Source organism: Enterobacter sp. BRE11 (genome assembly GCF_031844285.1).
In the GTDB taxonomy this organism is placed as follows: Bacteria; Pseudomonadota; Gammaproteobacteria; order Enterobacterales; family Enterobacteriaceae; genus Pantoea.
On sequence record NZ_JAUZUX010000015.1, the window covers coordinates 98,225 to 122,786 of the forward strand.

Sequence of the window (24,562 nt, forward strand, 5' to 3'; positions counted from 1 at the left end):
GTTGTTTAGCTCTCATCCGGGAAAAGAAAAGGGTTCAGGCTACTGCGGGAGAACCCTTCCTGCTCCATGCGCGCATCCAGTACCAGCGAGGCGAGATCGTCCGCCACCGGCTCCAGCGCCGGATCCTTTTCCTGATAGAGCATCTTCAGATAGGTACCACAGTCGCCGCAGCTCTCTGCTTTTACCGCCGCGTGTTCGCTGTCCAGCGACCAGTAGTGGAGATCGCGCGTCTGCTCGCAGTTGCTGCACTTGCTGCGCGCCACATACCATTCGCTTTCGCACAGGTTACAGTGCAGATAGCGCAGGCCCTGCTGCGTACCGATATGCACCACGCTCGCCACCGGCATGCTGGCACACACGGGGCAGAACTGGCGCTGCTCGCCATATTCGGCGCGCGCTTTGCCGGGGATCAGCGCCGCCATTTGCGCCCAGTAAACCGACAGCGCTGCCCAGATAAAAGGCGCTTTGTCGCTGCTGACCAGCGCGAACTCGCCTGACAGTAGTGCGCTGGCCAGGGTTTCCAGCTCGCCTGCGGCCGTTTTTTCCAGGTTTTCCAGCACCGCCAGCGCCTGGCCGGTCATCTCCGGTTTCAGCTCGGCGATCAGGGAGTGCAGTAGCTGCTGCCAGTGCGCATCGCGCGGCAGGCTGTGAATATCGAGCGGCGGTTTACCCTCAGCGGCGCTCTGCACCAGGCGATCGTAAAGATCGCGGTGCAGCGGATGGTCGTACAGGACGATCTCCTGCGCCTGCGCGATTTTGGCGGCGAAACGTAAATAGTCGCCCAGCGGGTTTTTAGCCGCCAGCTCGCGCAGCCGCGCGGCACGGCGGCTATAGAGATTCTTCAGCCGTGGAAAAAGTAACGGCGGAATAGTATCCGCCGTGTTTTTTTCGCTCTTCTCCAGCTGGTCTTGCGGGATAATGCGAATACTCATCAGGGGCGTTTTTCCTGTTGTGTTGAGCGGTTACGCTGCTCGCGATACCAGCGAGGATGGTGTTTTTCCGCCCATGCCGGGCTGACCCAACCTTCGACCATCGCCGTAATAGTGCCTTTGACCCACAGCGCCGCATAGATATGCACCATAATCACCACTATCAGGCCCACGGCGGAGAGAGAATGCACCAGCAGCGCCGCGCGGATCAGCGGAATGCTAAAGGCGCCGGCAAACCAGGGACGCCAGATCACTACGCCGCTGAGCAGAAGCAGCACTAAGCTGATGATAGCAGCCCAGAACACACACTTCTGGCCAAAATTATAGCGGCCAGTATCGCCGACCTCTTCATTGAGGGCAATTTTGTGGATATTGCGCGCCCACAGCAGGTCCTCTTTATTCACCAGATTGTGATGCCAGTAGCGGAAAAACATCAGCAGGAAGGCAGCGAACATGGTGACGCCGATAAAGGGATGCAGGATGCGTGCCAGCTGCGGGGTGCCCAGTACATTCATCAGCCAGTTAAACGAAGGGAACAGAAAGCCCAGCCCGCTCAGCGCCAGTAGCACGAAACAGAGGGCGACAATCCAGTGATTGATACGCTCCGCCGCGCGGTAGCGTATGATGCGCTCGCCTTTTTTCATTCTTCCTCCTCCTTCTTATGCTGCTCCTCGTCGACCCGATTCGGGCCTACGCCGACATAGTGGAACACCGATGCGGCGAAGGTGGCGGCGAAGCCTATTGCCGCCAGCGGTTTCCAGACGCCTTTCCAGAACGTCACGGTCGGGCTGATGCCTGGGTTTTCCGGCAGCCCGTGGTAGAGCTGCGGCTTACTGGCGTGATGCAGCACATACATCACATGGGTGCCGCCAACGCCTGCTGGATCGTACAGGCCAGCGTTTTCAAAGCCGCGCGATTTCAGCTCGGCAACGCGCTCCGCCGCCAGATGCTTCATCTCCTCTTTGCTGCCGAAGTGAATCGCGCCGGTCGGACAGGTTTTGACGCAGGCGGGCTCCTGCCCGACGTTGACCCGATCGACGCAAAGCGTGCACTTATAGGCGCGGTTGTCCTCCTGGCTGATGCGCGGCACATTGAAGGGGCATCCCGCAATGCAGTAGCCGCAGCCGATGCAGTGATCAGACTGAAAGTCGACGATACCGTTGGCGTACTGCACAATAGCGCCCGCCGACGGGCAGGCTTTTAAGCAGCCGGGATCGGCGCAGTGCATGCAGCCATCTTTGCGGATTAGCCATTGCAGACGGCCATTCTCCTCAACCTCCGAGAAGCGCATTACCGTCCAGGCTTTGGCATCGAGATCGGTAGGGTTGTCGTAAACGCCGATATTGTGTCCTACCTCGGCGCGGATATCGTTCCACTCCGAGCAGGCGACCTGGCAGCCTTTACAGCCAATGCAGGTGGTGACGTCGATCAGCTTGGCGACCTGCTGCCGGTGATCGCGCGCCTGCGGCGCGGGCGTGAGCGAGCTGGTCGCGGAGCGACGAATAATGTCCTGTGTGGGGTAAGCCATGTTCGTTCTCCGTTACGCCTTTTCTACTTTCACTAAAAATCCTTTGTACTCCGGCGTTTGCGAATTAGCATCGCCCACTGACGGCGTCAGCGTATTGGCGAGGAAGCCTTTGCGCGTTGCGCCTTCAAAGCCCCAGTGGCAGGGAATGCCGACGGTATCGACCGCTTTGCCGTCGATGTGCAGGCGCTGCAGACGCCGCGTCACCACCGCTTTGGCTTTGATATAGCCGCGGCGGGAAGAGACTTTGACGCTGTCGCCCGCCTTAATGCCTTTCTCTGCCGCCAGCTCCGCACCGATCTCGACAAACTGCTCCGGCTGCGCGATGGCGTTCAGCAGGGCGTGTTTCGTCCAGTGGCGGAACAGCTCGGTAATGGAGTAGGTGGTGGCGACGCAGGGATATTCGGATGCCTCGCCCAGCTGTGCGGCGTCGCGCGCAAAAAGGCGCGCCACCGGGCTATGGCTCTGCTGCGGGTGCAGCGGATTAGCCACCAGCGGGCTCTCCATCGGCTCGTAGTGCTCGGGGAAGGGGCCGTCGGCCATTTTGTCGAGCGCGAAGAGATGGCCCATGCCGTCTGGCTGCATGATAAAGGGGCCCGCCTGCTGCTGCGGCGCCAGCGTCAGCGGATAGTCCGGCACGTCGATACCCTGCCAGCGCTGGCCGTCCCACTCGATCAGACGACGGTTCGGGTCCCAGGCTTTGCCCTGTTCATCGGCGGAGGCGCGGTTATAGAGGATGCGGCGGTTGGCTGGCCACGCCCAGGCCCAGCCGGAAACGGCGCCCAGCCCGGAGGGATCGGCGTTGTCGCGGCGCGCCATCTGGTTGCCCTGCGGCGTCCAACTGCCCGTATAGATCCAGCAGCCGCTGGCGGTGCTGCCGTCGTTGCGCAGTTCGGCGAAGGAATTCAGCTGCTGGCCTTTTTTCAGCAGCAGCTTGCCGCTGGCGTCGTAAACGTCCTGCAGCGCGCGGCCGTTGCTCTCCTGCGCCACCTCTTCCGGCGAGGGATCGGCGGGATTGCTGTAGTCCCAGCGCATCGCCATCAGCGGCGCCGGCGCGACGCCCCCTTCCTCGCGGTAGAGTTCGCGCAGACGCAAAAAGAGATTACCGAGGATTTTTCCGTCATGCAGCGCCTCGCCCGGCGGCTCGGCCGCCGCCCAGTGCCACTGCAGCCAGCGCGACGAGTTGGCGACCGAGCCATCCTCTTCGGCAAAACAGGAAGAGGGCAGACGGAATACTTCCGTCGCGATCTGCGCGGGATCGACGTCGTTAAATTCGCCGTGAGACTGCCAGAAGCTGGCGGTTTCGGTGCTGAGTGGATCGATCACCACCATATACTTCAGGCGCGAAAGGGCGCGACAGGCTTTGTTCTTGTCGGGGAAGGCGGCAAGCAGGTTAAAGCCCTGAATAAGCGCACCGTTTATTTCGCCCTGCTCCATCATCTCCGCCTGCGCCATGCAGTCGTAGCTTTTATCCCACTTGGGCAGCCAGTCGTAGCCCCACTGGTTGTCCGCCGTGGCAGCGTCGCCGTAAAAGCTCTTCATCAGGCTGATAAAGAACTTATCGGTGTTTTGCCAGTAGTTGACCTGGCCCGGCAGTGACGCCACAGGCGTCGCTTTTTGCAGGTAGTCCGCCAGCGTCGCCATCTTTTCCGACGGCAGCGGCAGATAGCCCGGCAAACTTTGCGACAGCAGGCCGAGATCGGTATAACCCTGCACGTTGGAGTGGCCGCGCAGCGCGTTGATGCCGCCGCCCGGCATGCCGATGTTGCCCAGCAGTAGCTGGATCATCGCCGCGGTGCGGATAATCTGCGAGCCGTTAGTGTGGTGCGTCCAGCCCAGCGCGTAGAGGATGGTAGCGGTGCGGTTGGGCGCGCTGGTGGACGCCAGCTGACGGCAGATAGCGAGAAAGGTCTCATGGGGCGTGCCGCACAGGCGTGTCACCATCTCCGGGGTGTAGCGGCTGGCGTGCGCCTTGAGCATATTCAGCACGCAGCGCGGATGGCTAAAGCTATCGTCGCGGCGCGCGTGGCCGTTTTCATCCTGCTCATAGTGCCAGCTGGCGCGGTCGTACTGGCGCGTCTCTGCGTCGTAGCCGCTGAACAGCCCCTCTTCGAAGCGATAGCCCTCGCTGACGATCAGCGCGGCGTTGGTAAAGGCGCGCACGTACGGCTGCTGAATCTGATTGTGCTGCAGCAGGTAGTTGATGACGCCCATCAGAAACACCACGTCGCTGCCCGCGCGCACCGGCGCATAGAGATCCGCCACCGACGCCGATCGGTTGAAGCGCGGATCCACGACGATGACCTGCGCGTTATTGCGCGTCTTCGCCTCGATCACCCACTTAAAGCCGACCGGATGCGCTTCCGCCGGGTTGCCGCCCATGATCAGCACCACGTTGGCGTTTTTGATGTCGTTCCAGTTATTGGTCATGGCGCCGCGGCCGAAGCTGGGCGCCAGCGCGGCGACAGTCGGTCCGTGGCACAGCCGTGCCTGATTCTCCAGCGCCACGATGCCGAGCGCACGGGCGAATTTATGGTCAAGCAGGCCGGTTTCATTGCTGGCGGCCGAGGAGCAGAACATGGCGGTGGTAGGCCACCGGTTGACCGTGACGCCAGCGGCGTTAGTTTGCTGGAAGTGGGCGTCGCGATCCTGCTTCATCAGCCGGGCGATGCGCTCAAAAGCCTCCTGCCAGCTGATGCGCTGCCACTTGTCGCTGCCCGGCGCGCGATATTCTGGATATTTCAGTCGCTGGTCGCTGTGAATATAGTCAAGCACGCCCGCGCCTTTCGGGCAGAGCGAGCCGCGGCTGACCGGATGATCGGGATCGCCTTCGATATGATAGATCGCAGCGCTGGCATTTTTTGCGCCGTCGCCGAGGCTGTAGATCAGCATGCCGCAGCCGACAGAGCAGTAAGTGCAGTTGTTGCGCGTCTCTCTGGCGCGTACGAGCTTATATTCCCTGACGCTGGCTAGCGCGGATTCCGGGGTGAAGCCCAGCAACGCCGCGCTGGTTCCCGCCATTCCGCCAGCGCAGATTTTGAAAAAACGCCGTCTGGTAATTTGCATTTATCTTTCTTCTTTATTGGCTCCATTGCGAAGCTATGCAAAATAACAAGCCTGTCTGCATTTTATTTGATTAAGGTCAATAAGTTAGCCTTTAGTAATCCTTTTTTTAAATTCTGTTTAAATTTGTTTGGAGAGTGAGGTGCGCGGCGGATCTTATTCAGGAGGGCGGTAAAAATTATATTCTTTTATTAAAACCGATGTTAAAGCGCAATGGGAAATCATTCTCATTTATCTCGGCAGGGCGCGCCGCCGTGCCGCTGGCTATCTTTTGGCCGCATAATTTGTATAGCGGTTTTTTTGCGCTGCCGGTGACAACAGGGCAAACTTAAGCGCGCGGCTGACCCCCATCGTGGCCGCGAAAATTTAATTTCTTGTTAATAACAGGTCGTACACCTTGAACGTTACCCCGCAAACCCTCGGCGAAAATTTAACAACTCAGACCGGTGCCAGCGAAACGCTGGTGTGGCAGCGCGCCGATCTGACCGTGGCGCAGCCCGACTGGCTGGCGGATGAAGTGCCGGTCGCGCTGGTCTATAACGGCATTTCTCACGTGGTGATGATGACAACGCCGAAAGATCTGGAGGCGTTCGCCATCGGCTTTTCCCTGTCGGAAGGCATTATCGACGCGCCGGGCGACATTTTTGGTCTGGATGTGGTGCCGGGCTGTAACGGCATTGAGGTGCAGATCGAACTCTCCAGCCGACGTTTTATGGCGCTGAAAGAGCAGCGCCGTGCGCTGGCGGGGCGTACCGGCTGCGGCGTGTGCGGCGTCGAGCAGCTGGATCAGATTGGCAAGCCGGTGCAGCCGCTACCTTTTACGCAGACCTTCGAGCTGGCACAGCTGGATCGTGGCCTGAGCCAGCTAAAGACTTTTCAGCCTGTCGGCCAGCAAACTGGCTGCACCCATGCGGCGGCCTGGCTGCGTCCGGACGGCGATCTGGCAGGCGGCTGTGAAGATGTAGGTCGCCACGTCGCGCTGGATAAGCTGCTCGGCTACCGCAGCCGCGCGGCGTGGGGCGACGGTGCAGTGCTGGTTTCCAGCCGCGCCAGCTATGAGATGGTGCAGAAATCCGCCATGTGCGGCGTCGAAATCCTGTTCGCCGTTTCGGCAGCGACGCGTCTGGCCGTCGAGGTGGCGGCGCGCTGCAACCTGACGCTGGTCGGCTTTAGCAAACCGGGGCGCGCCACGGTTTACACGCATCCGCAGCGCCTGCGCTAAGAGACGCTCAGCGGCGGCAGGCTGTAAAAACAACAGCTTGTTTATAGCAAATTTGTAAATTCCTTATGTTTAATGGGGCATTGATTACCCTTTTCCGGATCATGAATTTAACTATAATGGTTCGACTGCTTACGTGGCGCGCCATCTGGCGCTGCCGCTCAAATATGAAATGGAGAGGAAGAACATGAGTTATTCACTGCCATCCCTGCCTTACGCATACGACGCACTGGAACCGCACTTCGACAAGCAGACGATGGAAATCCATCACACCAAACACCACCAGACCTACGTTAATAACGCTAACGCCGCGCTGGAAGGAACCGAATTCGCTGACCTGCCGGTTGACGAGCTGATCACTAAGCTGGATCAGGTTCCGGCAGACAAAAAAACCGTACTGCGCAATAACGCTGGCGGCCACGCTAACCACAGCCTGTTCTGGAAAGGCCTGAAAACCGGCACCACGCTGCAGGGCGACCTGAAAGCGGCTATCGAAAAAGATTTCGGCAGCGTTGAGAAATTCCAGGAAGAGTTTGAGAAAGCCGCTGCTACCCGCTTTGGCTCAGGCTGGGCGTGGCTGGTGAAAAAAGGCGACAAGCTGGCCGTGGTCTCTACCGCTAACCAGGACAACCCGCTGATGGGCGAAGCGATCTCCGGCGCATCAGGCTACCCGATTCTGGGCCTGGATGTCTGGGAACACGCCTACTACCTGAAGTATCAGAACAAACGTCCTGACTATATCAAGGCGTTCTGGAACGTGGTGAACTGGGACGAAGCCGCAGCGCGTTTCGCCTCTGCTAAATAAGTTTGTGCGTTAATAAGTAAAAAACCGGCGACGTCATTCGCCGGTTTTTTTTATGGCTTAAACAGGGTTATTTAAACCGCAGCTAAACATCCGAATAGTTGGCTTTTAATCTTTCCGAGGCATTAACCTTTCGTTGAATTTTATCCGGGTAGGCTAAATAACATTCCACCAGAGAATGTTACATCATGTCTATCATAACTACATCTGCGCCGACGACTGAGTCGTCCGCTTCGCTGTTTTTTCAGTTAATCAGCGGAAAATATATTCCTAATAAACTGTGGTTGAGCAAACAATTCCGCCTCAAGTTCGCGCTGCGGACGGTGACATTCCCCGTGACGACGCTACGCTATTTAAACCAGCTATCGCATCTGCCTGATTTGCATCAGGTGATGAGCGTGCAGGGGCTGTTACCCGCGAAGCCGCATCGCCCCTATTTGCGCGCGGGGTTCAGCGTAGCGGCGCGCGCGCAGGCGATCCTGGACCACTATCAGCTGGTTGCCGCGTTGCAAAACAGCAAATTACGTCAGCTGCTGCAAAGCCCCGGCGATAATTTACTGGCGACGCTGAGCGGGAAAAATAGCGAGACGTTCGAGCTCTTCTCCTGCCCAGGGCGTTTCGATCGTGAAGGGGAGATAACGCTGGTGTTGCGCTATCAGAATGAAGCTATCGCCTCGCTCTCGTTTTCGCTGATCAAGGAAGCGGGGCTGCGCACTCTGCTGATCGGCGGCCTGCAGGGGCCGCGCAAACATATCTCCAACGACGCGATCCGCGAGGCGACGAAAGCGGCGCACGGGCTTTTTCCTAAGCGTCTGGTTATGGAGGTGGTCTGTATGCTGGCGCAGCGCTGCGCGGCAGAGAAGATTATCGCCGTTGGCGATACCACGCATGTGTTCCGCAGCCTGCGCTATCGCCACAGCAAAAGCGATTATTTCTTCGCCAGCTATAGCGAGTTCTGGACATCGCTGGGCGGCGAGGCGCGCAAAGATGACCTTTATCAGCTGCCGCTTAGCCTGCCGCGCAAAGCGCTGGAGGAGATCGCCAGCAAGAAGCGCGCAGAGTATCGGCGACGTTATGAACTGCTGGATGCGCTGGCGCAGCAGGTGTCAGCTGCCGTCGGCCAGCGCGAAGAGGATCAGGCGGCCGCCTGATCCCGCACTCAGAACGGCTTCTTCGCGAAGCCGGTCATGACCTTCAGGCCCATTTCGCGGCCCAGCGCGGTCATGGGATGCACGACCACCAGGCCGCGCACGCTTTTCTTCAGCATACCCATATCGGCCTGCTCTTTTTTGGTGATCTCGCGGCTGAACGGCAGATCCATCAGCTTTTGCGCCTCTTTGCTCAGCTTGTCGTCCCGCTTGTCGCGCAGACGTTCAATCTCGGTCACCAGCTTCTCTTTTTCTTTCAGCAGCGCGCCCAGCTTCTCGGCGTCGCCCGCTTCCAGCAGCTGCGGCTCTTTGCGATTCAGGGCGTCCAGCTGGTCGCTCAGACGTTTAATCTCGGCTTTTTCTTGCTCTTTCATGGCGAAAACTCGTTGTGGAAAACAGGCAGAGGATACACGAAAAGCGGCGCAAATTCGCGCGCGACGAGAAAGCAGGGCGCCTGATTATCAGGCGCCGGGACGTTTGAACGCCTGTTTCAGGCTGATACGCGAGATGAGCTCGGTTAACGAGAGCACCATGGTCGAGCGCACCATTTGCAGATAGCGCTGTTGCTGCATGGCGCGCAGCTCGACGTCATCAGGATGAAAGTCCGGCTTCGGCGGCCAGGCGGCTACGCAGTGCAGCTCGCCGAACGGGCCGAGGATCTCATCGTCGGTAAAACGGTAGTCACTTCCATCGTGGTTCAGCTCTTCGCGCAGCGCCAGCAGCAGCTCGCAATCTTCATACTCGTGGCGGCTGATCACCCCCAGCCCATAAATAAGCTTAAGGCGCACCGGCAGCTCGCCGAGCGGGCCGCCGCCCAGCAGCAGCGGCTCAACCGCATACTTCACCGCGTAGTCGTCCTTGCGAAACACCTGCAGCACCAGCAGATTGACTGCTTCGGCCAACAGCTCGACGGCGGCGATCAGAAAGCTTCTCACCGAGCGTCCGGCGTTCAGGCGTTCAAGCACCTGGTTTTCAAAAGCTTGCTTCTCTTCCATTATCGCCTGCAAAATTCTGATACCGCCAACGGGCACCGCGTCGCCGTGCCCGTACCGCTTGTGCGTGATGGACACGCGCCTGTCAGGCCATCGCGTTGTAGGCGCTGACCACCGCCGCGACCACATCGCTGTTGGCATCCAGGCCGGATACCTGTGCCAGCGTCGCCTGCGGGCCTTTCTCGTTAATCAGCGCTTCCAGCTCCTGCGCCTGCGGATCCTGCGCGCTGCGGTAGTGCATCGCGGCGGCAATGCCCTGTACCAGATGCGTGTTCGGCAACTGATACTCCAGCGTGCCCAGCGTCGGTTTGATCAGGCGATCGCCCGCGCTCAGCTTACGCAGCGGCTGACGGCCTACGCGCTCTACATCATCTTTCAGGTAGGGATTCTCGAAGCGGCCGAGGATTTTTTCGATATAGGCAGCGTGCTTGTCGGCGTCGAAACCGTAGCGCTTGATCAATACTGCGCCGCTCTCTTCCATCGCCCCTTTGACCACCGCGCGGATTTTCTCATCCAGGATGGCATCGCGTATGGTCTGATGCCCGGCGAGCTGGCCGAGATAGGCGGTGATGGCGTGGCCGGTGTTAAGGGTAAACAGTTTGCGCTCGACGAACGCCATCAGGTTGTCGGTAAGCTCCATGCCCGCAATGGTGGGCAGCTCGCCTTTGAACTGGGTTTTATCGACAATCCACTCGCTAAAGGTTTCAACGGTGACCTCCAGCGGGTCGTTGCTGCCCGCTTCGGACGGCGGCACGATGCGGTCTACGGCGGAGTCGACGAAGCCGACGTGCTGCTCGACCCAGGCGTGATGCTGCTCCGGCAGCGCTTTCAGCACGTGCTGTTTCAGCTGGCTGGTGCCGCGCACCATATTTTCACAGGCGATAATATTCAGCGGCTGGGTATTGTTATCGTCATGGCGTTTTGCCAGACCCTTTGCCACGCTGCCTGCGATGCGCTCCAGGATTTGCGGGCCGACGGCGGTAGTCACCATATCGACCTTCGCCACCAGCGCAATAATATCGTCGCTAGTGCTGTTGACGGCGCTGACGCCCTTCACGATTTCCACTTTCGCCTGCTCGCCAACCACCTGTACTGGATATTCATGACGTGCGTTCAGTGCATCCAGCACCACCTGGTTAACATCGGCGAACACCAGTTCAATGCCTGCATCCGCCAGCAGTTTGCCAATAAAGCCGCGACCGATATTACCTGCTCCAAAATGTAACGCTTTCATAATATTGACCCATATCAAATGACGATGGGGCGGGCACGCCCGCCCCGGAAATCGGGACGGGCTTACCCGCCCCAGGGAAATTCACGCAGGACGTTTAGGCGGTCGCCGGGCTGCCCGACAGCAGATCCAGCACTTCCTGCACGCTGGTGGTGTGCGCCAGCTTCTCAATCACGCTCTCGTCGTCCAGCGCGTTGGTCAGGCTGGTGATCACCTGGATATGCTCATTGTTGCGGGCCGCGATGCCGATAACCAGGCGGGCCACGTCATCCGCATCGTCGCCAAACAGCACGCCCTGCGGATACTGACAGAACACCACGCCGGTTTTCAATACGCGATCTTTCGCTTCCACCGTACCGTGCGGCACGGCGATCGACTCGCCGAGATAGGTCGGGGTGAGTTTTTCGCGCGCCAGCATCGCTTCAACATATTCCGGCTGAACGTAGCCGCCTTTCACCAGCTGCTCGCCGGCAAAGCGGATCGCCTGCTCTTTGTTGCTGGCGCTCAGGCCGAGGAAGACGTTGTCCGCGCCCAGCTTAAACAGGTGCGGGTTGCTGGTATCGTAGCTGTCCGCCAGCGCGGTCTGTACGACTTCACGGTGCGCTTCGCTGCGATTCGCCGCGACCAGGCGATCGGTGAGGTTGGTATAAAGCGCGCTATCGAGGAAGTTGTTCAGGGAGATATGCTGCGCCTGAGGAGCCTGACGCATCGCGCGCTCGGTGAGGTCGCGATGGGTAATCACCAGATCGACGTCGCCCGGCAGCGAGTTAATCGCGCTGTTGGTAACGGACACGTTCGTGAGGCCCGCATCCTGCACTTTCTTGCGCAGCACGCCCGCGCCCATCGCGCTGGAGCCCATACCGGCGTCGCAGGCGACGATGATTTTACGCACGTGGCTGACGTCAACGCTGCTGGCGTCGGCGACGACCGGCGCGCCCGCGACGGCCTGGCCTTTCGACTGCGCTTTCATGTCATGCATGCGTTTGGTCGCCGCTTCAATATCCTCTTCCTCTTTGACTTTGCTGGTTTTCAGCAGGATAGAAGAGACCACGAAGGAGACCGCAAAGGCTGCAACAATCGCCGCAATATTGGCGAAGTAGGCGCCTTTTGGCGTCATCGCCAGTACCGCCAGAATTGAGCCCGGAGAGGCGGGAGAAACCAGACCGCCATTAAGCAGCGTCAGGGTAAAGACGCCGGTCATGCCGCCCAGAATCACCGCCAGCAGCAGACGCGGCGCCATCAGCACGTACGGGAAGTAGATTTCGTGAATACCGCCCAGGAAGTGGATGATCGCTGCGCCGCCCGCAGACTGTTTAGCGCTGCCGCGGCCAAAGATCATATAGGCCACCAGCACGCCCATACCCGGGCCCGGGTTCGCCTCGATCAGGAAGAAGATCGACTTGCCCGCTTCGCTTGCCTGCTGAATGCCCAGCGGCGAGAAGATGCCGTGGTTAATAGCGTTGTTGAGGAACAGGATTTTCGCCGGTTCAACGAAAATCGAGGTCAGCGGCAGCAGGTTGTTCTGCACCATCAGGTTAACGCCTGCGGCGAGGATATGCGACAGACCTTCCACCAGCGGACCGATAGCCAGAAACGCCAGCAGCGCCAGCAACATGCCGATAATGCCGGCGGAGAAGTTGTTGACCAGCATTTCGAAGCCGCTTTTGATTTTGCCGTCAACGGCGCGGTCGAAAGATTTGATCGCCCAGCCGCCCAGCGGACCGGCAATCATCGAGCCAAGGAACATCGGCATATCGGCGCCGACGATGACGCCCATGGTGGTGATCGCGCCGACCACGCCGCCGCGATCGCCGCCAACCAGACGTCCACCGGTGAAACCGATCAGCAGCGGCAGCAGGTAGGTGATCATCGGGCCGACCAGCTTCGCCAGCGTCTCGTTAGGAATCCATCCGGTCGGGATGAACAGCGCGGTGATGATACCCCAGGCGATAAACGCACCGATGTTAGGCATCACCATATTACTCAGAAAGCGACCAAAGCTTTGAACCTTGACCTTGACTGATGAGGACATAAAACCACCCCTTATCGAGACGCGCTGCAATAAGAGAGCGCGTTTGTTTTTGTTAAGCCAGCACGGCGGCGAGCCGTTGCTATTACTGTATGCAGGCGGACTCTAGCACGCGAATATGACGCTGCGTAGCGGGTGGCTTAAGTGTGATCCATGTCACCTGATAAAGGTGGGGGCAGGGGCTGTTTTAGTGATTCAGATCACATAATAGCGGTGTAAAAAAGTCACAAAGACTATTTTTTCACCACAAAACAGGGGTTAATGTGACTGATATCACATTTAGATCGGTTCTGTTTGTTTCATATATGTGACTGTGATCACAAAGTATTTTTGGTCGAAAATGCGCCAGATCACACTCCTGTCGGTGCGTTTCTCCGGCTGGCGATAGTCTGAAAGGAAGCAACAGCGGAAAGGCCGAGACAAGCGCGGCGGCTTGTCTCGGAAAAGAGATTACTGCAAGCCGTTCTGAACGGCGGTCTGCGCCTGCGTTAACGCCTGCGCGTTGGCGGAGATCGTGCTCATCAGCGCATTATATTGCGTGACCTGATCGGGGGTCGGGAACTGAACGGCACCATTGTTGAAGCTGACGCGCTGCCCCTGCTGCTGCAGGAAGTCGCCCGCCTGCGCCGCGCCCTGGCTTAGCGCCTGTAGCTTCGGCAGCAGCGGCACCAGCTGATTCGCTGGCTGCGTGACCACTTTGTCGTAAGCGGCGTCATAGACTTTTTTCAGATCCTCCTCCTGCTTAAGCGAGGCTTTGCTGCTGTCCGCCTGCATTTTGGCACTCTCAAGCTGCTGCGTGACAATCACCAGCGCGCCGTTCGCCTGGCGCAGCGCGTCGCGGCGTGTCAGGTAGTCCTGCGGCACGCGGATGGCCGACAGCTCATCGACTACCGGACGCACGCCCTGATCGATCGCCTTATTCACCTGCTGGGAGAAGCCGTAAAGAATGGCGTAGTCGCCCGCGAATTTACCAAAATTCTGCTTCTGGCTTTCGCTCAGGCTCGGCAGATGTTCGCCGCTGCGCATGACGGTGTTTTGCAGAAAGTCGATAAAGGCCTTGCGCTGGTCGCCCTCTTTGTCGCCGCACGCGGTGAGGTTAAGCACCAGCAACGCGGCGCCGAGCAACATGCCGGTACGCATCCAGATGCGAGAAATTCCTGATGCCATAAGGGCAACTCCTGTAAATGAGAATGTGGATAACCGAGGAATGGTCCTAAAGAATAGAGCAAAGTAGCGCTCAGGCACAACGCCGGCAAGCGCGAAACGCGCAGCGGCAGAGAGGTATCCGGGCAGCTGCCTGCCCGGAAGGGTCGAAAGGATTAACCGGTATTACGCATGCCTGCCGCGACGCCCGCGATGGTCACCATCAGCGCCTGCTCGACGCGCGGATCGACCTCTTCGCCGCGCGCTTCCTGCGCGCGCGAACGCTGCAGCAGCTCCGCCTGCAGCACGTTGAGCGGATCGGTGTAGACGTTACGCAGCGCGATCGACTCGGCGATCCAGGGCTGATCCGCCATCAGATGTGCGTCGTTGGCGATGGTCAGCACCGCTTTAATGTCGGCGTCAAGCTGGTCGCGCAGCTGTTTGCCCAGCGGCCACAGCGTGGTGTCTACCAGACGCTGATCGTAATATTCTGCCAGCCACAGGTCAGCTTTGGCGAATACCATCTCCAGCATGCCTAATCGCGTCGAGAAGAATGGCCAGTCGCGGCACATCGCTTCGAGCTGATCCTGATGGCCCTCGTCCATCGCTTTTTGCAGCGCCGCGCCTGCGCCGAGCCAGGCGGGCAGCATCAGGCGGTTCTGCGTCCAGGCGAAAATCCAGGGAATGGCGCGCAGCGACTCGACGCCACCGGTCGGGCGTCGTTTCGCCGGACGCGAGCCGAGCGGCAGCTTGCCCAGCTCCTGTTCCGGCGTGGCGGAGCGGAAGTAGGGTACGAAGTCGGGATTTTCACGCACGTAGCCGCGATACATGGCGCAGGAGTGCTGTGAGAGCTGGTCCATAATGCTGTGCCACTCTTTTTTCGGTTCCGGCGGCGGCAGCAGGTTTGCTTCCAAAATTGCGCCGGTGTAGAGCGACAGGCTGGCGATGGTGACTTCCGGCAGGCCATATTTAAAGCGGATCATCTCGCCCTGTTCAGTCACGCGCAGGCCGCCTTTCAGGCTGCCCGGCGGCTGAGAGAGCAGCGCCGCGTGTGCGGGCGCGCCGCCGCGGCCGATGCTGCCGCCGCGTCCGTGGAACAGCGTCAGGGCGATGCCGGCTTTCTCGCAGGTTTTAATCAGCGCGTCCTGCGCCTGATACTGCGCCCAGCTTGCGGCCATCACGCCGGCGTCTTTCGCCGAGTCGGAGTAGCCAATCATCACCATCTGCTTGCCCTGAATAAAGCCGCGATACCAGTCGATATTCAGCAGCTGGCTCATGACGTCGTTGGCGTTATTGAGGTCGTCGAGGGTTTCGAACAGCGGCGCCACCGGCATTGCGAAGGTGATGCCTGCCTCTTTCAGCAGCAGATGCACCGCCAGCACGTCGGAAGGCGTCTTCGCCATTGAGATAACGTAGGCGGCGATAGAGCCCTGCGGCGCTTCGGCGGCGACGCGGCAGGTTTCCAGCACTTCGCGCGTCTCGTCGCTCGGCTCCCAGTGGCGCGGCAGCAGCGGACGTTTGGAGTTAAGCTCGCGCACCAGGAAGGCCTGTTTATCCGCTTCCGACCAGCTTTCGTAGTCGCCAAGACCCAGATAGCGGGTGACTTCGGCGATCGCTTCGGTGTGGCGCGTGCTCTCCTGGCGCAGATCGATGCGCACCAGCGGCACGCCGAAGCATTTCACGCGGCGCAGCGTGTCCAGCAGCTGCCCATTGGCAATAATGCCCATGCCGCACTGTTGCAGCGATTGATAGATAGCGTAAAGCGGCATCCAGAGCTGATCGTTGGAGACCAGCAGATCGGCGGGGCGCGGCAGCCGCTCGCCCTTCAGGCGGCGCTCAAGGTAAGCCTGGGTATTCATCAGCTGGCTGCGCATCCGTTTCAGGATGACGCGATAAGGCTCAATGGCTTCAGGATCGCCGCACAGCTCGCGCACCTCTTCGCTGCATTCGGACATTGAGAGCTCAGAGATCAGCACACCAACATCGCGCAGAAAGAGGTCGGCGGCTTTCCAGCGGCTGAGCTGCATGGCGTGGCGCGTGACCGTGGCGGTCACGTTCGGGTTGCCGTCGCGATCGCCGCCCATCCATGAGGTAAATTTCACCGGCACGAAGTCCACCGGCAGCTTCACGCCGAACGCCTCTTCAACCTGTTCATTCAGCTCGCGCAGAAAGGCGGGCACGCCTTCCCACAGGCTGTTCTCTACCACGGCGAAACCCCATTTGGCCTCGTCGATCGGTGTCGGACGATACTTGCGGATTTCGTCAGTGTGCCACGCCTGCGCCACCAGCTGACGCAGGCGGCGCATAATCTGATTGCGCTCATAGTCGGAGATGTCGCTGTGATCGAGCTGCTGTAGGCAGCTATTGACCTCGCCCAGCTTGTGGATCAGGGTGCGGCGGGTGATCTCCGTCGGATGCGCCGTCAGCACCAGCTCCAGCGACAGCGATTCAATGGCTTCACGGATGGCGCTTTCGCTGACGTCGGGCTGTTGTTTAAGACGATCAAAGGTGGTCTTCAGCAGTTCGGGGTGATTTGCGCCGTCGCCGCTGCGTGAAATGGTCTGATACTGTTCGGCGACGTTGGTCAGGTTAAGAAACTGGCTAAAGGCGCGCGCTACCGGCAGCAGCTCGTCGTTCGACAGGTTTTGCAGCGTGTTAAGCAGTTCCTTGCGATGCGTGTCATTTCCTGCGCGGGATGACTTTGAGAGTTTGCGGATGGTCTCCACCCGGTCGAGGATGTTCTCTCCTAGTGCATCCTTGATCGTATCCCCGAGCAGTTTGCCGAGCATACTGACATTACTTCGCATTGCGGAATATTGTTCGTTCATGTGACCCTGACACCCTTATCGTCTTTGTAAACTTCTACACCCACAGCCTGCAATCGCGCAGAAACTGCATGAGTAATCACCCACCGGGCATAACATCGTCTTTTATCTAGCCACGTAAACCGGGCGGCGTCAATGCGCATAAGCGCCCGGTAACAGCCGCCTAACTGACGGAAATTCAAAGATTTTAATTTAAAAGAAGCGGGATAAGTTATTCTTATCAACAAATCCCGCGCAGAGATCAGGAAATTTACTTTCTTAACAGTGAATTGCCCTGTTTATTGCGAGTCATTGGCAAAAGTGCTGAACAACCTGTGCGATTAAGTCGCGAGTGGGCTTAATAAATGCGGTATCGATAAATTCATCCGGCTGATGCGCCTGGTTGATCGATCCCGGGCCCAGCACCAGTGTCGGGCACAGCGCCTGGATGAACGGCGCCTCGGTGCAGTAGTTCACCACCTCAGTCGGCGTGCCGAGCAGTTTTTCCACCACGGCAACCAGCTCGTGATTAACCGGACATTCGTAGCCCGGGATTGGCGGATGCAGCTCGCCGACGGTGAGGCGTCCCGGCCAGCGTGCGCTGACCGGCGCCAGCGAGTCGTTTAGCAGCCCTTCCAGGTCATTTAGCGACAGGCCTGGCAGGGGACGAATATCCATATGCAGCTCGCAGCAGGCACAGATGCGGTTTGCCGCGTCGCCACCGTGAATATGGCCAAAGTTCATGGTCGGATAGGGAATGGCGAAGCCGTCGTGGTGATAGCGCTCTTTCAGGGTGTTACGCAGCTGCATCAGGTGACCGATGGCGTCATGCATCAGTTCGATAGCGTTAACGCCGCGCGCCGGATCGCTGGAGTGGCCCGACTGGCCCTGCACGCGAATCACGTGGGAGAGATGGCCTTTGTGCGCGCGTACCGGCTTCAGCGAGGTCGGCTCGCCGATAATGGCGCAGTCCGGGCGAATGCTCGCCGTTTCAGAGAAGTACTTAGCGCCTGCCATGGTGGTTTCTTCATCGGCGGTGGCGAGAATATAGAGCGGCTTACTCAGTTTACTGACGTCCACGTCGCGCAGCGTGTCGAGAATAAAGGCGAAGAAGCCTTTCATGTCGGCGGTGCCCAGGCCGTAGAGCTTGTTGTCATGCTCCGTCAGGGTAAAGGGATCGCGCGTCCAGCGCCCGTCGTCGAACGGCACCGTGTCGGTGTGACCCGCCAGCAGCAGGCCGCCGGCGCCCTCGCCGGTGCGCGCCAGCATATTGAATTTATGGCGCGTACCGGGCACGGGCTGCACCTCGACGCTGAAGCCCAGATCGCGAAACCAGCCTGCCAGCAAATTGATTAAAGTTTCATTGCTCTGATCGAGCGCCGCATCGGTTGCGCTGATGGTCGGAGTGGCAATCAGCTGGCGGTAGAGTTCGATAAAAGGCGGTAATTTTGTCTTCACTGTTGACGGTCCTTGAGTTAGGATGTATCAATATTCATGCATTAATAGTGAATAAAAATACATTAACGCCGCTTGGCTGGGAAGCAGAAATCCTTCGCAAACGGCATCGTGGGCAACGGGGCAACGCCGCGACCCGGAACGTGTGACTGTAAAAAGGGTTACAGCCTGATGTTGAATACGCTGATCGTTGGTGCCAGTGGTTACGCTGGCGTAGAGCTCGCTACCTTCATCCATCGCCATCCACATATGAACATAACCGCTTTGGCGGTTTCAGCGCAAAGCCCGGATGCTGGAAAGCCTCTGTCGGATCTGCATCCGCAGCTGAAAGGCGTGGTGGATCTGCCGCTGCAGCCGCTGAGCAGCGCGGCCGAGTGGGCGGATAAAGTCGATGTGGTGTTTCTGGCGACGGCGCACGAAGTCAGTCACGATCTGGCCCCGGAATTCCTGAAAGCCGGCTGCGTGGTGTTTGATCTCTCCGGCGCGTTCCGCGTTAACGATGACGAATTTTATCAGCGCTATTATGGCTTTACCCATCAGCACGGCGACTGGCTCGATAAAGCGGTCTACGGCCTGGCGGAGTGGAACCACGCGCAGGTCAAAGAGGCGCAGCTGGTGGCGGTGCCGGGCTGCTATCCCACTGCGGCGCAGCTGGCGCTGAAGCCGCTGATCGACGGCAATCTGCTCAACGCCGACCAGTGGCCGGTGATCAATGCCACCAGCGGCGTGAGCGGCGCGGGACGGAAAGCGAGCGTCGCCACCAGCTTCTGCGAAGTGAGCCTGCAGCCTTACGGCCTGTTCAATCATCGTCATCACCCGGAGATCGTCGCGCACCTCGGCGCGCCGGTGATTTTTACGCCGCACCTCGGCAACTTCCCGCGCGGCATTCTGGCGACCATTACCTGCCGCCTGAAGGCGGGCGTCACGCACGACGACGTGGCGGCGGCATTCCACAGCGCCTATCACGACAAGCCGCTGGTGCGCGTCTATGAGCAGGGCGTGCCGGCACTGAAGGCGGTTATCGGCCAGCCGTTCTGTGATATCGGCTTCGCGGTGCAGGGCGAGCATCTGATCGTCGTCGCGGCGGAAGATAACCTGCTAAAAGGCGCCGCGTCACAGGCGGTGCAGTGTATGAATATTCGCTTCGGCTTCCCTGAAACGCAGTCGCTGATTTAACGGACAAGGACGCATTTCCTATGACAACGCCATTAATTATCAAACTGGGCGGCGTGCTGCTCGACAGCGAAGAGGCGCTGGCGCGCCTGTTCGACGCGCTGCTGGCCTATCGCAGTGCCCATCAGCGTCCGCTGCTGATCGTTCACGGCGGCGGCTGCGTGGTCGACGAGCTGATGAAAAAGCTGTCGCTGCCGGTGAAGAAGAAGAACGGCCTGCGCGTGACGCCTGCCGATCAGATCGACATTATCACCGGCGCGCTGGCGGGCACTGCCAACAAAACCCTGCTTGCCTGGGCGAAAAAGCACGGCATCAAGGCGGTCGGGCTGAGCCTGGGTGACGCAGACCTGGTGAACGTGGCGCAGTTCGATGAAGAGCTGGGACACGTTGGCCACGCCGAGCCGGGCGATCCGGCGCTGGTTAACACGCTGCTGGCCGCGGGCTATATGCCGATCGTCAGCTCTATCGGCATCACAGACGGCGGCGCACTGATGAACGTCAACGCCGATCAGGCGGCGACCGCGCTGGCGGCTACGCTGGGCGCCGATCTGGTGCTGCTCTCCGACGTGAGCGGCATCCTCGACGGCAAAGGCCAGCGCATCGAAGAGATGACGGCCGCCAAAGCCGAGCAGCTAATCGCGCAAGGCATCATTACCGATGGCATGATTGTAAAAGTGCACGCGGCGCTCGACGCGGCGCGCACGCTGGGCCGTCCGGTGGATATCGCCAGCTGGCGCCACGCGGAGCAACTGCCTGACCTGTTTAACGGCGTGTCGATCGGCACCCGGATCCTCGCTTAACGACTTAGATTTAGGATGACGACATGAGCACGCAAAATATCAAAAAAATCGTACTGGCCTATTCCGGCGGCCTGGATACCTCCGCCATCATTCCGTGGCTGAAAGAGAACTACGGCGGCTGTGAGGTCGTGGCGTTCGTGGCGGATATCGGCCAGGAGCGTAGCGATCTGGAAGGCGTGGAGAAGAAAGCGCTGCAGTCCGGCGCTTCCGAGTGCCACGTGGTCGATTTGCGTGAAGAATTTATTAGCGACTACGTTTATCCAGTGCTGCAGACCGGCGCGCTTTATGAAGGTACCTATCTGCTGGGCACCTCGATGGCACGTCCGATTATTGCCAAAGCGCAGGTTGAACTGGCGCTGAAAGTCGGCGCGGATGCGCTGTGCCACGGCGCGACCGGCAAGGGCAACGATCAGGTGCGTTTCGAAACCACCTACACTGCGCTGGCGCCGCAGCTGAAAGTGGTGGCCCCGTGGCGTGAATGGAACCTGCGTTCGCGCGAAGCGCTGCTGGACTATCTGAAAGCGCGTAACATTCCGACCACCGCGTCGCTGGAAAAAATCTACAGCCGCGATGAGAACGCCTGGCACATCTCGACCGAAGGCGGCGTGCTGGAAAGCCCGGCTAATGCGCCGAACAAAGATTGCTGGGTGTGGACCGTGGATCCGCTGGAAGCGCCGGATCAGCCTGAAAACGTCACCGTTACCGTGGAAAAAGGCCGCGTGGTGGCCGTTAACGGTGAAAGACTGAGCCCGTTCCAGTGTCTGGAAGCGCTTAACGCTATCGGCGCGAAGCACGGCGTTGGCCGTATCGACATCGTGGAAAACCGTCTGGTCGGCATTAAGTCGCGCGGCTGCTACGAAACCCCCGGCGGCACCATTATGGTGAACGCGCTGCGCGCGGTTGAGCAGCTGGTGCTGGATCGCGACAGCTTTAAATGGCGCGAACAGCTGGGCCATGAGATGTCTTATGTGGTTTACGACGGCCGCTGGTTCGCGCCGCTGCGTAAGTCAATCCAGGCTGCTGCCGAGTCGCTGGCTGAAGAGGTTAACGGCGAAGTGGTGCTGCAGCTCTATAAAGGCCAGGCGACGGCGATCCAGAAGCGCTCTTCCAACAGCCTCTACTCAGAAGAGTTCGCCACCTTCGGCGAAGACGAGGTTTACGATCACCGTCACGCAGGCGGCTTTATCCGTCTCTTCTCGCTCTCTTCGCGCATTCGCGCCCTGAACGAGCAGAAGAAGTAATAACCGGCGAGGCGCAGGCCTCGCCCAACCAGATTTCGCAGAGGCGGCTTCGGGCCGCCTCTGCTTTAAGGATTGAAGGAGTTTCACATGGCACTTTGGGGCGGACGTTTCACCCAGGCGGCAGACCAACGTTTCAAACAGTTCAACGACTCGCTGCGCTTCGACTATCGTCTGGCGGAGCAGGATATTGTCGGCTCCATCGCCTGGTCCAAAGCGCTGGTGACGGTCAACGTATTGAGCGCCGACGAGCAGCAGCAGCTGGAGCAGGCGCTGAATGCGCTGCTGGCCGAGGTGCAGGCGGATCCGGAACAGATTCTGCAAAGCGACGCTGAAGATATTCATAGCTGGGTTGAAGGCCAGCTGATCGAGAAAGTCGGCGCGCTGGGCAAAAAGCTGCATACCGGCCGCAGCCGCAACGATCAGGTGGCGACCGATCTTAAACTCTGGTGCAAAGCGCAGGTGGAGGCGCTGCTGGGCGCGACGCGTGAACTGCAGCAGGCGCTGACGGTGACCGCTGAAGCGAACCAGGATGCGGTGATGCCGGGCTATACCCATCTGCAGCGCGCGCAGCCGGTGACCTTCGCGCACTGGTGTCTGGCCTATGTGGAAATGCTGGCGCGCGATGAAAGCCGCCTGCAGGATACGCTGAAGCGTCTCGACGTCAGCCCGCTCGGCTGCGGCGCGCTGGCGGGCACCGCCTACGCCATCAATCGTGACCAGCTGGCCGGCTGGCTGGGCTTCGCCTCTGCCACGCGCAACAGCCTCGACACCGTGTCCGATCGCGACCACGTGCTGGAGCTGCTGGCTGACGCCTCTATCGGCATGGTGCATCTGTCGCGCTTCGCCGAAGACTTAATCTTTTTCAATACCGGCGAAGCGGGCTTCGTCGAGCTGTCCGACAAGGTGACGTCCGGCTCGTCGCTGATGCCGCAAAAGAAAAACCCGGACGCGCTGGAGCTGATCCGCGGCAAATGCGGCCGCGTGCAGGGCGCGCTGACCGGCATGATGATGACGCTGAAGGGGCTGCCGCTCGCCTACAACAAAGATATGCAGGAAGACAAAGAGGGGCTGTTCGACGCGCTCGATACCTGGCTCGACTGTCTGCATATGTCGGCGCTGGTGCTGGACGGCATTCAGGTGAAACGCCCGCGTTGCCAGGAAGCGGCGGAGCAGGGCTACGCCAACTCAACCGAGCTGGCTGACTATCTGGTGGCGAAGGGCGTGCCCTTCCGCGAAGCGCACCATATCGTTGGCGAAGCGGTGGTGGAAGCGATCAAACAGGGCGTGGCGCTGGAAGCGCTGTCGCTGGCGCAGCTAAAGCAGTTCAGCGCGGCGATTGAAGAGGACGTTTACGCCATTCTGGCGCTGCAGTCCTGCCTGGAAAAACGTAATGCGAAAGGCGGCGTTGCGCCTCAGCAGGTGGCGTTTGCTATCGACGAGGCAAAAAAACGTCTTTTGTAAGATAAGTCAGCTGGCAATGCGAAGGCGTTGCCAGCTGTAATAATCTGTTGGCTGTTGCCGCTTTCTTTAATGCGCCTGACTACAGGTATAAAATCGGTTTATTCAGTGCCAAACTTTTCACGATAGTCATTTAGCAACTGACTTGTCGCTTCATACCCCAGGGTGACGCCACTGACCAGACCCAGCACGCCGCCCATTAGGCATGGAATAGCTAATCCCACTAATTGAGAGACAGCACCAAAAATAATACCTCCTGCGCCTCCCCATCTGCCGCCAATAGCCATGCCTGTAGAAAAGCCATCCAGCGTATTGTTCAGAACCTGATCTAAATATGTCCAGACTTCTGTGGTAACTCCTGCCGCTCCGCTAACATACGGCTGTTCAGCCAAAGTTAATATTCTCAAAGCCATTTCCTCTCCAGAAAGTCTAAATGGATAAAGAAGGGCAGGATTATCAATTTTATAAGATAATCTTGCCCTTTATCATTAATATTGCTTAAGCGAGGGTGCCGTGATTAATATCGCCCGGACCGAAAGTTTCACGGTAATTGGCAATTAGCGCCCCTACAGTTTCAGCATCAGTTGCTGCGCCAGCAATAAAGCCCATCAGGCCGCCCATTGCGGTAGGCACAATAATGCCAACCAGCTGAGAAATGGCGCCAACTAACAGGCCGCCAGCCCCTCCCCATTTACCCCCCAATGGCCATACCGGTAGCCGCTCTATCCACCAGCCCCATCAGTGCACCAGCCTAGTCAGCACCGCTTACCGCGTTCATTTCTTCGAGTGATAATGTGCGCATGATTTTTCCCTTTAAAGAGTTATATAATTGCATTTCCCAGAGGGAAACCGCCGATATAAAAGCGGTTTCTGTAACGCAAAGGCACAATAATAAAATATCACCTCAGGGTATATAGTATATTTACTATTTTCACGGCGGTAGCGATAACAAACGGGCATAGTGTTATGGCGCTTTTTATGGGCTGCTGTTTAATTGCGGAGTGTTAACGACCGTAAGAAAGAGAGCAAAAGAGGAGTGGGATATTATAATATTCTTTTTTGTGCTGGTCAGGTCATGCCTGATTACGGTTATCCAGGCTGGAACGCTTTAAGGGAAGAGAGAAAGGTTCTTCTGAAGGGCCATTATTTCAGACAGGTTTTATCGGTGAGAAACGCTGCGCTCTTCCTTCATCAGTCAGGCAGGGTTTCGCGCAAACCACGCGCAAAAAAAGGCGGGCAATAATTGCCCGCTAACCTCTAGCTTCGGAATTTCATTTTATTTTAGGCACATCATCAGAGGGCCAGCGCTCCGGCTGACACAGTGATTCGTTTACGCTGATAGCGGGTACTGCTCCAGATTCTCTCTGCCGCCGATAAAAACCGACGACACCGTAGCGCGGCCCGATACGGCAAGCAGGCTGGCAGAGGTAACATCCTGACCCACTACAATCTCTTCAAACAACATATTGTTCCCAGTCAGCATCTGTCTGTTTTGGGGCTGGTCGGGCAGCCAGCCTGGTAAAGAGAGATGGACGCCTGCACGTTGAATT

At 58.7% G+C, this 24,562-nt stretch carries 21 protein-coding genes; 7 read left to right on the plus strand and 14 right to left on the minus strand.

Features of this window, described 5'->3' with window-relative positions:
* Positions 1-5: 5 nt before the first annotated feature.
* Genes fdhE through fdnG form a run of 4 tightly spaced genes read right to left on the minus strand, consistent with a single transcriptional unit; the run spans position 6 to position 5,520 of the window.
* Positions 6-932 carry a formate dehydrogenase accessory protein FdhE gene (gene fdhE, locus Q9R34_RS16460; protein WP_434126130.1) on the minus strand — a complete coding sequence of 309 codons (927 nt, stop codon included), beginning with the start codon at positions 930-932 and terminating at the stop codon, positions 6-8.
* Complete coding sequence (gene fdoI, locus Q9R34_RS16465) at positions 932-1,573, minus strand: formate dehydrogenase cytochrome b556 subunit (protein ID WP_485895070.1); 642 nt, start codon at positions 1,571-1,573, stop codon at positions 932-934. The genes fdhE and fdoI overlap by 1 nt, the downstream gene beginning before the upstream one ends.
* A complete protein-coding gene (gene fdxH / locus Q9R34_RS16470; protein WP_485895072.1) occupies positions 1,570-2,457 on the minus strand; it encodes a formate dehydrogenase subunit beta in 888 nt (295 codons plus the stop codon). The genes fdoI and fdxH overlap by 4 nt, the downstream gene beginning before the upstream one ends.
* 12 nt (positions 2,458-2,469) lie before the next feature.
* Positions 2,470-5,520, minus strand: a complete 3,051-nt coding sequence (fdnG, locus tag Q9R34_RS16475; RefSeq protein ID WP_485895074.1) for a formate dehydrogenase-N subunit alpha — start codon at positions 5,518-5,520, stop codon at positions 2,470-2,472.
* A 394-nt stretch (positions 5,521-5,914) separates the two neighbouring features.
* Between fdnG and fdhD the strand changes: the two genes are divergently transcribed.
* The 3 genes from fdhD to Q9R34_RS16490 all read left to right on the plus strand — a co-directional run bounded on the left by fdhD (position 5,915) and on the right by Q9R34_RS16490 (position 8,689).
* Positions 5,915-6,739, plus strand: coding sequence for a formate dehydrogenase accessory sulfurtransferase FdhD (gene fdhD / locus Q9R34_RS16480; protein WP_485895076.1), 825 nt, complete (start codon positions 5,915-5,917; stop codon positions 6,737-6,739).
* Positions 6,740-6,923: 184 nt separating this feature from the next.
* Complete coding sequence (gene sodA, locus Q9R34_RS16485) at positions 6,924-7,541, plus strand: superoxide dismutase [Mn] (protein WP_033755547.1); 618 nt, start codon at positions 6,924-6,926, stop codon at positions 7,539-7,541.
* A gap of 185 nt (positions 7,542-7,726) precedes the next feature.
* Positions 7,727-8,689, plus strand: coding sequence for a VirK/YbjX family protein (locus tag Q9R34_RS16490; protein WP_485895078.1), 963 nt, complete (start codon positions 7,727-7,729; stop codon positions 8,687-8,689).
* Positions 8,690-8,697: 8 nt separating this feature from the next.
* Here the strand turns inward: Q9R34_RS16490 and Q9R34_RS16495 are convergent, their stop codons facing one another.
* The 7 genes from Q9R34_RS16495 to argE all read right to left on the minus strand — a co-directional run bounded on the left by Q9R34_RS16495 (position 8,698) and on the right by argE (position 18,343).
* Positions 8,698-9,060: a YibL family ribosome-associated protein gene (locus Q9R34_RS16495; protein ID WP_434126120.1), complete on the minus strand. Its 363-nt coding sequence runs from the start codon at positions 9,058-9,060 to the stop codon at positions 8,698-8,700.
* An 87-nt stretch (positions 9,061-9,147) separates the two neighbouring features.
* Positions 9,148-9,681 (minus strand): MltR family transcriptional regulator, encoded by a 534-nt coding sequence (locus Q9R34_RS16500; protein WP_434126236.1) that lies wholly within the window; start codon positions 9,679-9,681, stop codon positions 9,148-9,150.
* A gap of 82 nt (positions 9,682-9,763) precedes the next feature.
* Positions 9,764-10,912: a mannitol-1-phosphate 5-dehydrogenase gene (mtlD, locus tag Q9R34_RS16505; protein WP_485895081.1), complete on the minus strand. Its 1,149-nt coding sequence runs from the start codon at positions 10,910-10,912 to the stop codon at positions 9,764-9,766.
* 94 nt (positions 10,913-11,006) lie between these two features.
* On the minus strand, positions 11,007-12,941 hold the full coding sequence (locus Q9R34_RS16510; protein ID WP_485895083.1) for a PTS mannitol transporter subunit IICBA: 1,935 nt from the start codon (positions 12,939-12,941) through the stop codon (positions 11,007-11,009).
* Between the two features lie 447 nt (positions 12,942-13,388).
* Positions 13,389-14,105, minus strand: a complete 717-nt coding sequence (locus Q9R34_RS16515) for a DUF3053 domain-containing protein (RefSeq protein ID WP_485895085.1) — start codon at positions 14,103-14,105, stop codon at positions 13,389-13,391.
* Between the two features lie 152 nt (positions 14,106-14,257).
* A complete protein-coding gene (ppc, locus tag Q9R34_RS16520) occupies positions 14,258-16,909 on the minus strand; it encodes a phosphoenolpyruvate carboxylase (protein WP_485895087.1) in 2,652 nt (883 codons plus the stop codon).
* Positions 16,910-17,194: 285 nt separating this feature from the next.
* Complete coding sequence (argE, locus tag Q9R34_RS16525) at positions 17,195-18,343, minus strand: acetylornithine deacetylase (protein WP_485895089.1); 1,149 nt, start codon at positions 18,341-18,343, stop codon at positions 17,195-17,197.
* Between the two features lie 168 nt (positions 18,344-18,511).
* Between argE and argC the strand changes: the two genes are divergently transcribed.
* The 4 genes from argC (at position 18,512) to argH (ending at position 23,015) form a co-directional block, all read left to right on the plus strand.
* Positions 18,512-19,516 (plus strand): N-acetyl-gamma-glutamyl-phosphate reductase, encoded by a 1,005-nt coding sequence (gene argC / locus Q9R34_RS16530; RefSeq protein WP_485895091.1) that lies wholly within the window; start codon positions 18,512-18,514, stop codon positions 19,514-19,516.
* A gap of 20 nt (positions 19,517-19,536) precedes the next feature.
* Complete coding sequence (argB, locus tag Q9R34_RS16535) at positions 19,537-20,313, plus strand: acetylglutamate kinase (protein ID WP_434126110.1); 777 nt, start codon at positions 19,537-19,539, stop codon at positions 20,311-20,313.
* Between the two features lie 23 nt (positions 20,314-20,336).
* Entirely contained in the window at positions 20,337-21,554 is a 1,218-nt protein-coding gene (locus Q9R34_RS16540) for an argininosuccinate synthase (RefSeq protein ID WP_434126109.1), read from the plus strand.
* An 87-nt stretch (positions 21,555-21,641) separates the two neighbouring features.
* Complete coding sequence (argH, locus tag Q9R34_RS16545; protein WP_485895093.1) at positions 21,642-23,015, plus strand: argininosuccinate lyase; 1,374 nt, start codon at positions 21,642-21,644, stop codon at positions 23,013-23,015.
* 98 nt (positions 23,016-23,113) lie between these two features.
* Here the strand turns inward: argH and Q9R34_RS16550 are convergent, their stop codons facing one another.
* The 3 genes from Q9R34_RS16550 to Q9R34_RS16560 all read right to left on the minus strand — a co-directional run bounded on the left by Q9R34_RS16550 (position 23,114) and on the right by Q9R34_RS16560 (position 24,477).
* A complete protein-coding gene (locus Q9R34_RS16550) occupies positions 23,114-23,425 on the minus strand; it encodes a DUF5862 family protein (RefSeq protein WP_485895095.1) in 312 nt (103 codons plus the stop codon).
* 85 nt (positions 23,426-23,510) lie between these two features.
* Complete coding sequence (locus tag Q9R34_RS16555; RefSeq protein WP_485895097.1) at positions 23,511-23,714, minus strand: DUF5862 family protein; 204 nt, start codon at positions 23,712-23,714, stop codon at positions 23,511-23,513.
* A gap of 628 nt (positions 23,715-24,342) precedes the next feature.
* Positions 24,343-24,477 (minus strand): thioredoxin domain-containing protein, encoded by a 135-nt coding sequence (locus tag Q9R34_RS16560; protein ID WP_485895099.1) that lies wholly within the window; start codon positions 24,475-24,477, stop codon positions 24,343-24,345.
* Positions 24,478-24,562 lie beyond the last annotated feature (85 nt).

Excerpts from the sequence above, each read along its gene's own strand:
- Q9R34_RS16550 (WP_485895095.1), bottom strand. The coding sequence starts at position 23,425 with ATGGCTTTGAGAATATTAACTTTGGCTGAACAGCCGTATGTTAGCGGA.
- argB (WP_434126110.1), top strand. The coding sequence starts at position 19,537 with ATGACAACGCCATTAATTATCAAACTGGGCGGCGTGCTGCTCGACAGC.
- ppc (WP_485895087.1), bottom strand. The coding sequence starts at position 16,909 with ATGAACGAACAATATTCCGCAATGCGAAGTAATGTCAGTATGCTCGGC.
- Q9R34_RS16500 (WP_434126236.1), bottom strand. The coding sequence starts at position 9,681 with ATGGAAGAGAAGCAAGCTTTTGAAAACCAGGTGCTTGAACGCCTGAAC.
- argH (WP_485895093.1), top strand. The coding sequence starts at position 21,642 with ATGGCACTTTGGGGCGGACGTTTCACCCAGGCGGCAGACCAACGTTTC.
- Q9R34_RS16510 (WP_485895083.1), bottom strand. The coding sequence starts at position 12,941 with ATGTCCTCATCAGTCAAGGTCAAGGTTCAAAGCTTTGGTCGCTTTCTG.
- argC (WP_485895091.1), top strand. The coding sequence starts at position 18,512 with ATGTTGAATACGCTGATCGTTGGTGCCAGTGGTTACGCTGGCGTAGAG.
- Q9R34_RS16495 (WP_434126120.1), bottom strand. The coding sequence starts at position 9,060 with ATGAAAGAGCAAGAAAAAGCCGAGATTAAACGTCTGAGCGACCAGCTG.
- Q9R34_RS16560 (WP_485895099.1), bottom strand. The coding sequence starts at position 24,477 with ATGTTGTTTGAAGAGATTGTAGTGGGTCAGGATGTTACCTCTGCCAGC.
- sodA (WP_033755547.1), top strand. The coding sequence starts at position 6,924 with ATGAGTTATTCACTGCCATCCCTGCCTTACGCATACGACGCACTGGAA.
- fdxH (WP_485895072.1), bottom strand. The coding sequence starts at position 2,457 with ATGGCTTACCCCACACAGGACATTATTCGTCGCTCCGCGACCAGCTCG.
- Q9R34_RS16515 (WP_485895085.1), bottom strand. The coding sequence starts at position 14,105 with ATGGCATCAGGAATTTCTCGCATCTGGATGCGTACCGGCATGTTGCTC.
- fdhE (WP_434126130.1), bottom strand. The coding sequence starts at position 932 with ATGAGTATTCGCATTATCCCGCAAGACCAGCTGGAGAAGAGCGAAAAA.
- mtlD (WP_485895081.1), bottom strand. The coding sequence starts at position 10,912 with ATGAAAGCGTTACATTTTGGAGCAGGTAATATCGGTCGCGGCTTTATT.
- fdoI (WP_485895070.1), bottom strand. The coding sequence starts at position 1,573 with ATGAAAAAAGGCGAGCGCATCATACGCTACCGCGCGGCGGAGCGTATC.
- Q9R34_RS16490 (WP_485895078.1), top strand. The coding sequence starts at position 7,727 with ATGTCTATCATAACTACATCTGCGCCGACGACTGAGTCGTCCGCTTCG.
- Q9R34_RS16540 (WP_434126109.1), top strand. The coding sequence starts at position 20,337 with ATGAGCACGCAAAATATCAAAAAAATCGTACTGGCCTATTCCGGCGGC.
- fdnG (WP_485895074.1), bottom strand. The coding sequence starts at position 5,520 with ATGCAAATTACCAGACGGCGTTTTTTCAAAATCTGCGCTGGCGGAATG.